This window comes from Methylobacterium sp. A49B (assembly GCF_053346215.1).
Map to the genome: position 1 here is coordinate 334,787 of NZ_JBKFBO010000117.1, position 13,232 is coordinate 348,018.

8 protein-coding genes are annotated in these 13,232 nt (G+C 66.3%); 4 read left to right on the top strand and 4 right to left on the bottom strand.

The window, feature by feature from the left end; genetic code table 11:
- Positions 1 to 56: 56 nt before the first annotated feature.
- The 3 genes from carB to carA form a co-directional block, all read right to left on the bottom strand.
- Positions 57 to 3,530, bottom strand: coding sequence for a carbamoyl-phosphate synthase large subunit (carB, locus tag ACLBX9_RS22845; RefSeq protein ID WP_447720525.1), 3,474 nt, complete (start codon positions 3,528 to 3,530; stop codon positions 57 to 59).
- Positions 3,531 to 3,701: 171 nt separating this feature from the next.
- Entirely contained in the window at positions 3,702 to 4,079 is a 378-nt protein-coding gene (locus ACLBX9_RS22850; protein ID WP_447720526.1) for a hypothetical protein, read from the bottom strand.
- A gap of 275 nt (positions 4,080 to 4,354) precedes the next feature.
- Positions 4,355 to 5,587: a glutamine-hydrolyzing carbamoyl-phosphate synthase small subunit gene (carA, locus tag ACLBX9_RS22855; protein WP_010681969.1), complete on the bottom strand. Its 1,233-nt coding sequence runs from the start codon at positions 5,585 to 5,587 to the stop codon at positions 4,355 to 4,357.
- Between the two features lie 192 nt (positions 5,588 to 5,779).
- Between carA and ACLBX9_RS22860 the strand changes: the two genes are divergently transcribed.
- The 4 genes from ACLBX9_RS22860 to ACLBX9_RS22875 all read left to right on the top strand — a co-directional run bounded on the left by ACLBX9_RS22860 (position 5,780) and on the right by ACLBX9_RS22875 (position 11,760).
- Positions 5,780 to 6,241 (top strand): GatB/YqeY domain-containing protein, encoded by a 462-nt coding sequence (locus tag ACLBX9_RS22860; RefSeq protein WP_010681968.1) that lies wholly within the window; start codon positions 5,780 to 5,782, stop codon positions 6,239 to 6,241.
- 110 nt (positions 6,242 to 6,351) lie between these two features.
- A complete protein-coding gene (gene dnaG, locus ACLBX9_RS22865) occupies positions 6,352 to 8,241 on the top strand; it encodes a DNA primase (RefSeq protein ID WP_447720527.1) in 1,890 nt (629 codons plus the stop codon).
- Positions 8,242 to 8,440: 199 nt separating this feature from the next.
- Positions 8,441 to 10,420: an RNA polymerase sigma factor RpoD gene (rpoD, locus tag ACLBX9_RS22870; RefSeq protein ID WP_010681966.1), complete on the top strand. Its 1,980-nt coding sequence runs from the start codon at positions 8,441 to 8,443 to the stop codon at positions 10,418 to 10,420.
- A gap of 80 nt (positions 10,421 to 10,500) precedes the next feature.
- Positions 10,501 to 11,760, top strand: a complete 1,260-nt coding sequence (locus tag ACLBX9_RS22875) for an adenylate/guanylate cyclase domain-containing protein (RefSeq protein ID WP_447720528.1) — start codon at positions 10,501 to 10,503, stop codon at positions 11,758 to 11,760.
- Between the two features lie 78 nt (positions 11,761 to 11,838).
- On the opposite strand, the gene ACLBX9_RS22880 is transcribed toward ACLBX9_RS22875, so the two are convergent.
- Positions 11,839 to 12,999 (bottom strand): tetratricopeptide repeat-containing glycosyltransferase, encoded by a 1,161-nt coding sequence (locus ACLBX9_RS22880; protein WP_447720529.1) that lies wholly within the window; start codon positions 12,997 to 12,999, stop codon positions 11,839 to 11,841.
- Positions 13,000 to 13,232: the final 233 nt, after the last annotated feature.

Here is a 13,232-nt window from a genome sequence, read left to right on the forward strand (position 1 = left end):
CCGAGAGTGCAGCACTCTCCCCGGGCCACGAGATAAAGTCAGCGGGACCCTGAGGTTCAGGCCGCAAAGTATTCCTGCAAGGCACGGACCTTGAGATCGCCTTCTAGATAGGCCTTGATCCCCTCGGCCGCGGCCACCGCGCCGGCTAGAGTGGTGTAATACGGCACCTTATGCAAGAGGGCCGCGCGCCGGAGCGAGCGCGAGTCCGACAGTGCGCCCGCACCTTCCGTGGTGTTCAGGACGAGGTGGATGCCGCCGTTCTTGATGGCGTCGACCACATGCGGCCGGCCCTCGAGAACCTTGTTGATCCGCTCCGCCGGGACGCCGCTGTCCACCAGGAATCGCTGCGTCCCGCCGGTTGCCAGGATCGTGAAGCCGAGATCGGACAGGAGCTTCATGGTCGGCAGGATGCGGCCCTTGTCGGCGTCCCGCACGGAGACGAATACCGCGCCCGCCTTCGGCACCTGCGTCCCCGAGCCGAGCTGGCTCTTGGCGAAGGCCACGCCGAAGCTTGCGTCGAGCCCGATGACCTCGCCGGTGGAGCGCATCTCCGGACCGAGCAGCACGTCGACGCCAGGGAACCGCGCGAAGGGGAAGACCGCCTCCTTCACGGCGATGTGCGGCAGGGTCTTGGGCCTGAGGCCGAAGGCGGCGAGCGCCTCGCCTGCCATGACCCGCGCGGCGATCTTGGCGATCGGCTCGCCGATGACCTTGGCGACGAACGGCACCGTACGCGAGGCGCGGGGGTTCACCTCCAGCACGTAGATCGTGCCGTCCTTGATGGCGTACTGCACGTTCATCAGGCCGACGACGTTGAGCGCCAGCGCCATGGCCTTGGTCTGCCGCTCCAGCTCGTCCACGATCTCGGACGAGAGCGAGCGCGGCGGGAGGGAGCAGGCCGAGTCGCCGGAATGGATGCCGGCCTCCTCGATGTGCTCCATGATGCCGGCGATGAACACGTCCTTGCCGTCGCAGACCGCGTCGACGTCGACCTCGACCGCGTCCGACAGGTAGCGGTCGAACAGGAGCGGGTTCTTGCCCAGCACCGTATTGATCTGGCCGGTTTTGTCGTTGGGGTAGCGGGCTTTCACCTCGGAGGGGATCAGGCTCGGCAGCGTGTCGAGCAGGTAGTCGGCGAACTGCGTCTCGTCGCGGATGATCGCCATGGCGCGGCCACCCAGGACGTAGCTCGGGCGCACCACGAAGGGCAGGCCGAGATCGGCCGCGACGAGCCGGCTCTGCTCCACCGAGTAGGCGATGCCGTTCTTCGGCTGCTTCATCGCGAGCTTGTCGAGGAGCCGCTTGAACTGGTCACGGTCCTCCGCGAGGTCGATCGCGTCCGGCGAGGTGCCGAGGATCGGCACACCGGCGGATTCGAGGGCGCGGGCGAGCTTCAGCGGGGTCTGGCCGCCGAACTGCACGATCACCCCGTGGAGGGTGCCGGCCTGCCGCTCGGTCTCGATGATCTCCAGCACGTCCTCGGCGGTGAGCGGCTCGAAGTAGAGCCGGTCCGAGGTGTCGTAGTCGGTCGAGACCGTCTCCGGGTTGCAGTTGACCATGATGGTCTCGTAGCCCGCATCCGACAGCGCGAAGCAGGCGTGGCAGCAGCAATAGTCGAATTCGATGCCCTGACCGATCCGGTTCGGGCCACCGCCGAGGATCACGACCTTCTTGGCGTTCGAGGGCTGGGCCTCGTCCACGACCGCGCCCGCGAAGGGCGCCACGTAGGTCGAGTACATGTAGGCGGTGGGCGACTTGAACTCGGCCGCGCAGGTGTCGATCCGCTTGAACACCGGACGCACCGCGAGCGCCCGGCGCTTGGCCCGCACCTCGGCCTCCTCCAGGCCCGCCAGCACCGCGAGGCGCGCGTCGGAAAAACCCGCCGCCTTGAGCTGGCGGAAGGCACCGGCCGTGGTCGGCAGGCCGTAGGCCTCCACGCGCTTCTCCAGATCGATGATCGCCTGGAGTTGCTCCAGGAACCACGGGTCGATCTTGCAGGACGCATAGATTTGCTCGTGGCTGACGCCGAGCCGCAGGGCCTGCGCGACTTTCAGGAGCCGGTCCGGCGTCGGCGTGCCGATCGCCGCCTTGATGGCGTTGTGGTCGTCGCCCTTGCCCAGTCCCTCGATCTCGATGTCGTCGAGGCCGGTCAAGCCAGTCTCGAGGGAGCGCAGGGCCTTCTGCAGCGATTCGGCGAAGCAGCGCCCGATCGCCATGGCCTCGCCCACCGACTTCATGGCCGTGGTCAGCGTCGGCTCGGCGCCCGGGAACTTCTCGAACGCGAACCGCGGGATCTTGGTGACGACGTAGTCGATCGTCGGCTCGAACGAGGCCGGAGTCGCGCCGCCGGTGATGTCGTTGGCGATCTCGTCCAGCGTGTAGCCGACCGCGAGCTTGGCCGCGACCTTGGCGATCGGGAAACCCGTCGCCTTCGAGGCGAGCGCCGAGGAGCGCGAGACGCGCGGGTTCATCTCGATCACGATCATGCGCCCGTTCTCGGGATTGATCGCGAACTGCACGTTCGAGCCGCCGGTCTCGACGCCGATCTCGCGGAGCACCGCGAGGGAGGCGTCGCGCATCACTTGGTATTCCTTGTCGGTGAGCGTCAGCGCGGGGGCGACGGTGATCGAGTCGCCGGTATGGACGCCCATCGGATCGATGTTCTCGATGGAGCAGACGATGATGCAGTTGTCGTTCCGGTCGCGAACGACCTCCATCTCGTACTCTTTCCAGCCGAGCACGCTCTCCTCGATCAGCACCTCGTTGGTCGGCGAGGCGTCGATGCCGCGCTCGACGATGTCGAGGAATTCCTCGCGGTTGTAGGCGATGCCGCCGCCGGTGCCGCCCATCGTGAAGGAGGGCCGGATGATCGCCGGCAGACCGACCTCGGCCAGCGCGATCAGGGCCTGCCCGATGGCGTGCTCGCCGTAACGCTTGCGCCGATCGCTCTCGCCGGCCATCCAGCCCTTCTCGAAAGCCGCAAGGGCAACCCGGCGGGCCTCCGGATCGGCGTTGGCGGACTCGATCCGCGCAACCTCCGCGAGGTATTTCTCGCGGTCGGCTTTCTTAGCCGCCGAGGCGTTGGCCAGCGCCGATTTCGGGGTGTCGAGCCCGATCTTGGTCATGGCGTCGCGGAACAGACTCCGGTCCTCGGCCTTGTCGATCGCCTCCGCGGTGGCGCCGATCATCTGCACGCCGAACTTGGCGAGCACGCCCATCCTCTGCAGCGAGAGCGCGCAGTTCAGCGCAGTCTGCCCGCCCATGGTCGGGAGGATCGCGTCGGGGCGCTCCTTCTCGATGATCTTGGCGACGATCTCGGGCGTGATCGGCTCGACATAGGTCGCGTCCGCCATGTCCGGATCGGTCATGATGGTCGCGGGGTTCGAGTTCACCAGGACGATGCGGTAGCCCTCCTCGCGGAGCGCCTTGCAGGCCTGTGTGCCGGAGTAATCGAATTCGCAGGCCTGTCCGATGATGATCGGACCCGCACCGATGATCAGGATCGAGGAGATGTCGGTGCGCTTGGGCATCGGAGGCCTTCTCAGGCCAAGCGCGCCCGATCGGGCACGGCTGGGTTCAGCCCTGCTCCCGGACGCGCGTGGCGGGATTGTCGTTGAGCCCCGCGTTTACACGGGCCACGGGCGCATTGGAAGGCCGCTGCAACCGCGCAGCCTCGCTGCGCGCGCCGTGCATGGCCGATCTCAGAAGCCCGCGAGAAGGGCGGCGACGGCCCGGTCGATCGAGAGATAGAAAACCCCGAAGGCCACCATGGCGGCCGCCGCGAATTCGACCGCCACGTTCGAGAGCGTCTGTGCGCGGCGCAGGGTCTCGCGGCCGAAATAGAGGGAAACCCAGGCCAGGGCGAGGACCGCGGGAAGGGCGAAGAGATACGACACCGTGCTCTCGACGCGGTCGAGCCCGGCCACCGGATCGATCAGAGCCCGGATGTTGCGCACCCAGGGTGCGTAGAAGGCGGCGGTGAGAGCGGTCAACCAGGACAGGCTCACCGCCACGCCCAGATGGAACGTGAACGTGCGGTGCAGGCGGGAGAAGTCGTCGCGCGCCTCGTCGATGGTCATCCGGCATTCCCCTGCGACGGTGGCGGCGGTGGCGGGGGCGCCGCCGCTCGCGGGTCGTCGTGGGTGTGCATAAGCCAGTCGATCTGGCGGATTTTATGGCCCCGGCAGGGCTCGTTTGGGATCGCGTGATCGACGACGCCCGAGGCGAATCACTCCAGCCCGACCGTTTTGGCGAATGCAGCGCCACGATTTAGGGACGGGACGCACCGAGCGCGAACTTGGCTGTCAGGCCTGCTTCGCCGCGGCCGCCGCGCTCGGGCGCGGCAAACGCCGTTTCAGCTGTTCTTCGCGGCCTCCGGCTCGCCGGAGCGCATCAGCGTCACGAAGCGCTCGAAGAGATAGTGGCTGTCGCGGGGACCGGGCGACGCTTCCGGGTGGTGCTGCACCGAGAAGGCTGGACGATCGGTCAGCGTCAGCCCGCAATTCGAGCCGTCGAACAGCGAGACGTGGGTCTCGACCGCCGTGTTCGGCAGGCTGTTCGGATCCACCGCGAATCCGTGGTTCATCGAGACGATCTCGACCTTGCCGGTGGTCTTGTCCTTGACCGGATGATTCGCCCCGTGATGGCCCTGGTTCATCTTCACGGTCCGGCCGCCCAGGGCGAGGCCCATGAGCTGGTGGCCCAGGCAGATGCCGAAGGTCGGCACCTTCTCGTCGAGCAGCTTACGGATTACCGGAACCGCGTAGGCGCCGGTTGCCGCAGGATCGCCGGGGCCGTTCGATAGGAACACGCCGTCCGGCTTCATCGCCAGGATCTCCTCGGCGGGCGTGGTGGCCGGCACCACAGTGACGTCGCAGCCGGCTTGAGCGAGGAGACGCAGGATGTTCCGCTTCACGCCGTAATCGATGGCCACGACCTTGAGCCCCTCGCCGGGGGCGCGCTTGCCGTAGCCGTCGCCCAGCGCCCAGACGGTCTCCGACCATTCGGACGGCGCCCGGCTCGTCACCGGGGGCACGAGGTCCAGTCCCTCCATGGGCGCGAGCGCGGCCGCGCGGGCCTTCAAGGCCTCCCGATCGAATCTGCCTTCGGGATCGTTCGCGATGACCGCGTTCGGCATACCCTGATCGCGGATGCGGGCAGTGAGCGCCCGCGTATCGACGCCGGTGATGCCGACGATGCCGCGGGCCTTCAGCCAGCCGTCGAGGTGCGACGAGGAGCGCCAGTTCGACGGCTTCGTCACCGCGGAGGCGATCACGGTGCCGCGCACGCCCGAGGCCGGCGCCGCCTCCAGGCTCTCCAGATCCTCGTCGTTGGTGCCGACATTGCCGATATGCGGGAATGTGAACGTGACGATCTGGCCGGCATAGGACGGATCGGTCAGGATCTCCTGATAGCCTGTCATCGCTGTGTTGAAGCAGACCTCGCCGTCGGCGATGCCGGTCTGCCCGATTCCGAAGCCCTCGAGAATGGTGCCGTCCGCCAGGACCAGCAGCGCCGTCGCCACGGGCTCGGCCCAGGGCTCGGGGGCCCGAGCCTCGGGAGCGGGCGCGGCGGCGTCTTGCAGCATGGGTCGAGTCTCGCTTATGTCCGGCCGAAGGCGGGCGCCGGCTTGTGGCGCTCTCGGCTTGCAGCATGATCGTGTGTGGCGCTCTTAGCGAGCGGCCCGCGATGGGGTCAATGTGGCCCCGCTTTTCGCCGGGCTCAACATCCGCAAATCGCAGGCCAGCCCCCCGTTTCGACCTTTGGAAGGCTCACCAACATGCTGCGCGCGCGCTTCACGACCGAGATGAAGGAGGCCATGAAGGCCGGCGACAAGGAGCGGCTCGCGACCATCCGGATGATCCAGGCCGCCCTCAAGGACAAGGACATCGAGGCGCGGGGCCTCGGCAAGGAACCCATCTCCGACGAGGAGATCCTGTCGCTGCTTCAGAAGATGATCAAGCAGCGCACCGAATCGGCCGGCGTCTACGATCAGGGTGGACGCCCCGAACTTGCCGCCACCGAGCGGGCCGAGATCGGCATCATCGAAGGCTTCCTTCCGAAGCAGATGGACGAGACCGAGATCAAGGCGGCCGTCGAGGCGGCGATCCTCGAGACCGGCGCCGCCGGCCCGAAGGACATGGGTAAGGTGATCAGCGCCCTGAAGGGCACCTTCGCGGGCCGAATGGATTTCGGCAAGGCGAGCGGGCTGGTGAAGGCCGCGCTGGCGGCCAAGGGCTGACGGGAGCTGAGCCTCTCCCCGCTATCCTCCACCGGATTTCGGGGGTGCGAAGGACTCGGTTACGTGTCACGCGCTATAAGGATGGGTTCACGCAACCCATCCCAGGCCCCGTGCGCTATCCGCCCCATATCTTGGAAGAGATTCGCGCCCGGCTGCCGGCCTCGTCGGTGGTCGGCCGCCGCGTGAAGCTGAAGAAGGCCGGCCGGGAGTGGCGTGGCCTGTCGCCGTTCAACGCCGAGAAGACTCCCTCCTTCTACGTGAATGACCAGAAGCAGTTCTACCACTGCTTCTCGTCTTCCAAGCACGGCGACATCTTCACCTTCCTGATGGAAACGGAGGGCTTGAGCTTTCCCGAGGCGGTCGAGCGGCTGGCGGGGGAAGCCGGCGTCAGCCTCCCCGCGCCCACCGAGGACAACCGCGCCGCCGAGACCAAGCGCGCGGGTGCCATCGAGGTCATGGAGATGGCCGCCCGCTGGTTCGAGGAGCGGCTGCGCTCCGGCCAGGGCAGCGAGGCCCGCACTTATCTCGAGCGAAGGGCGCTTGCGCCGGAGGTCCAGGAAAAATTCCGGCTCGGCTACGCGCCGAACGAGCGCTACGCCCTGCGCGATCATCTGGCCGGACAGGGCGTCGACAAGGCGCTGATGGTCGAGATGGGCCTGCTGGCCGCCGGAGAGGGTGTGTCGGTCCCGTACGACTATTTCCGTGACCGGGTGATGTTTCCGATCACCGATACCCGGGGCCGGGTGGTGGCCTTCGGCGGCCGGGCGCTCGCCAAGGAGGTGCGCGCCAAGTACCTGAACTCCCCGGAGACGCCGCTCTTCCACAAGGGCCGGACGCTCTACAATCTCCACGGCGCCCGGAAGGCCGCGCATGATCGGAGCTCGATCATCGCGGTCGAGGGTTACGTCGACGTGATCGCGATGACGCTCGCGGGCCATCCCGAGACGGTGGCGCCGCTCGGCACCGCGCTGACCGAGGACCAACTCGGCCTGCTCTGGCGCCATGCCGACGAGCCGATCCTGTGTTTCGATGGTGACAAGGCCGGTCAGAGGGCGGCGTTCCGGGCGCTGGACCTCGCGCTGCCACTCCTCGAACCGGGGCGGTCGCTGCGGATCGCGCTGCTCCCCGGCGGACAGGACCCCGACGACCTGTTGCGCTCGGGCGGACCGGCGGCGATCGATCAGGTGCTGAAGGCCGCGCTGCCCCTCTCCGAGCTGCTATGGCGGCGCGCCGTCGAGGCCGGGCCGGTCGATACGCCTGAGCGGCGGGCCGGATTGACCCAGACCCTGCGCACCACCGTCGCGACGATCCGCGATGAGACCGTGCGGCGCTACTACCGCGACGAGATCGAGGAGCGGCTGCGCGGCCTGTCACCCCGGGGGGCGCGTGCCGCCGGGCCGGCCACCCGCGGACGCACCCGCTTCACCCGTCCCGGCGAGCCGGTCTCGCCCCGTATCACCGGCGGCCCGAGCCCGTCGGTGACCGCCTCCGCGGGCTTCACCGGCGCCGCCGCGGTGCGCGAGGCGGTGATCATCGGCACGCTCCTCGCGCATCCCGAGATGCTCGCGGACTTCGCCGAAGAGATCGCCGAATTCGATTTCGAGGATCCGGACGCGCAGGCGCTGCTGTCGGTCCTGCTCGCCAGCGCGGCCGAGGAGCAGCGTACGGACCCGGACGTGTTGCAAAATCGCATCACACGCGCTGGACTCGCTGCAGCGTCCGACCGGATCCTGACCCTGGCCCGCTCGCGTGACCGTACAACCCTGGCTCCGCATGCGGACCCGGCACACCGCGCGGACGCCCTCAGACAGGCGATGATCTTGCACCGGCAGGCAGGCGCGCTACATAGCGAACTTCGCGAAGCACGGCAGGCGTTTGAGAACGATCCGACCGATGCCGGGTGGGCATGGCTCTGCGAGGTGAAGGCGAGGCTGGAAACCGTCATCGCCGCCGAGGCTGAGGCCGACGTGCCGGTGTCGAACGACTCGACGGCCGCGTGATGGCTGTGCCATGGCGGTGGCGGAGGGGGAACGCCCCGCCATAGTTAATAATCGGTCAAGCCTCAGGCTTGCATACGGAAACCGACGACTCAACGCGACCGGAGCGATCCGGCGCGGTTCTCAGAAAGCGGCGTCGCAGGCTTGGACCGGCCTCACCACGGCCTCCGCCGCGCGCCGCGTGCGAAACAATAGGCTGATCATGGCAACGAAGGCAACGGAACGGGACGAGACGGACGCTGCCCCCGAGCAGCCGACCGACGGGCCGCTCCTCGACCTGACGGATGCTTCGGTCAAGCGGATGGTCAAGCTCGCCAAGAAGCGCGGCTACGTGACCTACGAGGAGGTGAACGAGGTGCTGCCCGAGGGCCAGTCCGACCCGGACCAGCTCGAGGACGTGCTCTCCCAGCTCTCCGAGATGGGCATCAACGTCGTCGAGGCCGAGGAGACCGACGAGGCCGCTGGCGAGAAATCCGCCGATGGCGAGGAGGAGGAGGCCGAGGGCGGCGAGGTCGCCGAGGTCGCGCCGGCGCGCGCGGTCGCGGTCGCTACCACAACCAAGGAGCCCACGGACCGCACCGACGACCCGGTGCGCATGTATCTGCGCGAGATGGGCTCCGTGGAGCTTCTGTCCCGCGAGGGCGAGATCGCCATCGCCAAGCGCATCGAGGCCGGCCGCGAGGCGATGATCGCCGGCCTCTGCGAGAGCCCGCTGACCTTCCAGGCGATCATCATCTGGCGCGACGAGCTGGTGGAGGGGAAGGTCCTCCTGCGCGACATCATCGATCTCGAGGCGACCTACGCCGGGCCGGACGGGAAGAACGCGCCGCAGATCGCCGAGGGCGAGGAATCGGAGGACGGCGAGCCGCCGGCGCCCCCGGAGGGCGGTGACGACGAGGACGACCTCGAGAACAACGTCTCGCTCGCCGCCATGGAGGCCGAGATCAAGCCGCGGGTCCTGGAGACCTTCGACGCGATCGCGGCGAACTACCGCAAGCTGCGCAAGTTCCAGACGGAAGGCACCGAGCGCAAGGCTGCTGGCGAGCAGAACACGCCCGCCCAGAACCAGAAGCAGGTCGAGCTCAAGGACATCGTCGTCGCTGACGTGAAGTCCCTGTCGCTCAACAACAACCGCATCGAGGCTCTGGTCGGGCAGCTCTACTCGATCAACAAGCAGCTCATCGGCCACGAGGGCCGGCTGATGCGCTACGCCGAGAGCCACGGGGTCGCCCGCGACGAGTTTCTGCGCCACTACCAGGGCTACGAGCTCGATCCGAACTGGATGGAGCGCGTCGGCACGCTCGGCGGCAAGGGCTGGAAGAACCTGGTCGAGCGCGGCTCGAAGCAGGTGGCGGAGCTGCGCGCACAGATCCTCGATCTCGCCTCCGAGACGGGCCTTGAGATCGGCGAGTACCGCCGGATCGTCAACATGGTCCAGAAGGGCGAGCGCGAGGCCCGGCAGGCCAAGAAGGAGATGATCGAGGCGAACCTGCGCCTCGTGATCTCGATCGCCAAGAAGTACACGAACCGCGGCCTGCAGTTCCTGGACCTGATCCAGGAGGGCAACATCGGCCTGATGAAGGCGGTGGACAAGTTCGAGTACCGCCGCGGCTACAAGTTCTCGACCTACGCCACGTGGTGGATCCGGCAGGCGATCACCCGCTCGATCGCCGACCAGGCCCGCACCATCCGCATTCCGGTGCACATGATCGAGACGATCAACAAGATTGTCCGGACGTCCCGCCAGATGCTGCATGAGATCGGCCGCGAGCCGACCCCGGAGGAACTGGCCGAGAAGCTGGCCATGCCGCTGGAGAAGGTCCGCAAGGTCCTGAAGATCGCCAAGGAGCCGATCTCCCTCGAGACGCCGATCGGCGACGAGGAGGACAGCCATCTCGGCGACTTCATCGAGGACAAGAACGTGGTCCTGCCGATCGACGCGGCGATCCAGTCGAACCTGCGCGAGACGACCACGCGGGTGCTCGCCTCGCTCACGCCGCGCGAGGAGCGCGTGCTACGCATGCGTTTCGGCATCGGCATGAACACCGACCATACCCTCGAGGAGGTCGGCCAGCAGTTCTCGGTGACACGCGAGCGCATCCGCCAGATCGAGGCGAAGGCCCTGCGCAAGCTGAAGCACCCGTCGCGCAGCCGGAAGCTCCGGAGCTTCCTGGACAACTGAGCCCACGCCGCGGCGGCCGTCGCGGCGCTTTTCTCGTCGACCGCGTTGCCAAGGTGTTTCGCGGCATCCAGTCTGGCGCCATGCTCGAACGCCGCCCGTCAAACACCGGAGCGCCGACGGCCTTCGCGGACGGCTCCGAAGCCGACGACGTCCCCTTCGGCGCCCTCCAGCCTTCCGTGGGCATCCGCGACTGGCTGCTCGGGGAAGGCGCGCGGATGCCGAACGCCGAAGAGATGCTCGCAGGACTCGCCGAGCGGCTGATTGCCATCGGGGTGCCGGTGGACCGGGCTTCCACGGCGATCGACACCCTGCACTCGGAATATGCCGGCGTCGGCCGCATCTGGACGCGGGACGGCGGCACCACCGTCCGGCTGTTCCCGCACGGCGCCCGCTCGACCGACGCCTACCTCAACTCTCCCTTCCACACGGTCCACGAGACCGGGGAGTGGCTGATCCTCGATTTGTCCGAGACACCGGACGATGCCTACGCGATCGTCCCGGACCTGAAGGCCGGCGGCTACACCCACTACGTCGTGGCGCCGCTGTTCTTCACCAACGGCACCAAGAACGGCATCACCTTCGCCACCCGCGCACCGAAGGGATTCGGCGAGGACGACATCGCGATCCTGCGCTTCGTCATGCCGGCGCTCGCCGCGGTCGCTGAGATGCGCGTGCTCAACAAGCAGCTCGACCATGTGCTGCGGCTCTACGTCGGCGACGAACCGCACCGGGCGATCCTTGCGGGCGATATCCGCCGCGGGCAGGTGACGCGGATCCGTTCGGCAATCCTGTTCGCCGACATGCGCGATTACACCCGCACCTCCGCCGACATGACGCCCGAGGAGGTGGTTGGCCTGCTGAACGTGTTCTTCGACTGCCTCGTGCCGCCGATCGAGCGCGAGGGCGGCGAGGTGCTGAAGTATCTCGGCGATGGCCTGCTGGCGATCTTCCGCGAGTCCGGCGACGATCTCGGCGGCGCCGCCAAGGGGGCGCTGACGGCGGCGCAGCACGCCTTGGCGGCTCTCGATGAGGCGAACGCGCTGCACCAGTTTCCCGTGCCGGTGGCCGCCGGTATTGCGCTTCACCACGGTGAGGCCGCTTATGGGAATGTCGGATCGGGTTCGCGCCTCGACTTCACCGTCATCGGCCGGGACGTGAACCTCGCGAGCCGCCTCGCGCAGATGAATCGGATCCTGGGCGAGCCGCTGCTGATGTCGAAGCCGTTCGTGGATTTCTTGTGGGGCGATCCGATTCCCCTCGGCGAGCATCAGCTCGACGGCTTCCGGGAGCCGATGGCGGTATTCCGACCGAAGTTTCTGCGGCCGCGCAAGGCGAGCTGAACGCGCGCCCCGGGCGCGCTCGCCGAACAGAGTCGATGACTGGCGCCGCGAATCCCGATGTGGACGCTTCGGACCGCGCTAAGCTCGCCACTGAGGATCGTATTGCGAACTGTAGGGCAGTGGCCGGCAGCCCCATATGGGTTCCACAATCTGGGTGAGCGCCTGGCGCGCCAGCGCGCGAACGCGCGCACGCACCTCGTCGGGTATGTTCGACTGCACCAGTATCTCGGTGCAATTATACAGGCAGACGGCAGACTGCCCTAAGTGGAACGCATTGAGGGCAAGTTCCTCCCGCAGGCCATAGGCATAGACCCAAGGGTGCAAACTGAGGCCTTTGCTCGGCAGGTCCAGGCCAACGCCCCCCTCCGCGTAGCGATAGCTTGCGGCGTGGTTTCCTTTGCGCCGGCAATATCGGCTGGCTCCGAGCCATGCCTCCGCACGCTCCGGCCTGATGGCGATCATCCTCTCATAAAGCATCAAGATCGCAGCCGCCGGTTCGTCCAGGCGCTCCATCGCATCGGCAGCCGACAGCAGCGCGAGGAAAACTTCTTCATCCCAAAAACCTTGATCTGCACGCTTCAAATACAAATCGATAGCCTTGCAATATTCGGACGTTTCAAAATAGCCGTTTGCGAGGTAAAAATTGTAGCGCGCGATCATGAATGGATCCGTCTCGGTCTTCAACGCCTGCTCCAAGACAGCAATCATGCGTTGGGCGGTCGCATCATCGAGATGACGTGCTCCGTCCTTGCCACGCCGAATTTTCAGCGGTAGAGCCTCCACCTCACGCTTATCGGAACACTCCAGAAACTCATGTACGACGCCACGATAACGCCAATCCACTCGATTGTTCAAAAGATGGTTGCGCCAATAGCTTGTTTGATCATCGACGATTTCTAGCTGATAGGCGATGTCGCTCAATTCGGGCATGACGAATCCTGGGGGAACGATCAGGTCGTCGTCGGCGTCAATGATCAGCGAGTACTCGGCCCGTGACCGAGCTAGGCTCAAGGCCTCGTTCCGGTTGAACGCGAAGTCGACCCACGGCCGTTCGACGAGCATGCCGGGCATATCGATCATCGCGGTGCGGATCACGTCCTGGGTTCCATCCGTGGAGCCGGTGTCGACGATAATCCAATGATCAATAAACGGCCGAACAGATTCCAAGCATCTTGTAATAACGTGCGCCTCGTTTTTGACGATCATAGACAAACATATTGTCTGGCCAGATGCGTTCATGCCATGAATCCCCCGGCATACCGAGAACGCCGCGATCATTGCGGCCGCGAGTGTCTATCTCAAGACTGATTGCGAAGTAAATCTGAAGTTCTAGTTTTATAAAGCTTACTTATTCATTTATCTGTTAAATAAAGATCCTGTTAGTTCCTGGTAGAAAATCCGATTGTGTGGCAATATTCCTCGTGGAGTACAAAACGATAACACGGCTTGTTCAGAGAGAGAACGATCTTGAT

Excerpts from the sequence above, each read along its gene's own strand:
- carB (WP_447720525.1), bottom strand. The coding sequence starts at position 3,530 with ATGCCCAAGCGCACCGACATCTCCTCGATCCTGATCATCGGTGCGGGT.
- ACLBX9_RS22850 (WP_447720526.1), bottom strand. The coding sequence starts at position 4,079 with ATGACCATCGACGAGGCGCGCGACGACTTCTCCCGCCTGCACCGCACG.
- carA (WP_010681969.1), bottom strand. The coding sequence starts at position 5,587 with ATGCTGCAAGACGCCGCCGCGCCCGCTCCCGAGGCTCGGGCCCCCGAG.
- ACLBX9_RS22860 (WP_010681968.1), top strand. The coding sequence starts at position 5,780 with ATGCTGCGCGCGCGCTTCACGACCGAGATGAAGGAGGCCATGAAGGCC.
- rpoD (WP_010681966.1), top strand. The coding sequence starts at position 8,441 with ATGGCAACGAAGGCAACGGAACGGGACGAGACGGACGCTGCCCCCGAG.
- ACLBX9_RS22875 (WP_447720528.1), top strand. The coding sequence starts at position 10,501 with ATGCTCGAACGCCGCCCGTCAAACACCGGAGCGCCGACGGCCTTCGCG.
- ACLBX9_RS22880 (WP_447720529.1), bottom strand. The coding sequence starts at position 12,999 with ATGAACGCATCTGGCCAGACAATATGTTTGTCTATGATCGTCAAAAAC.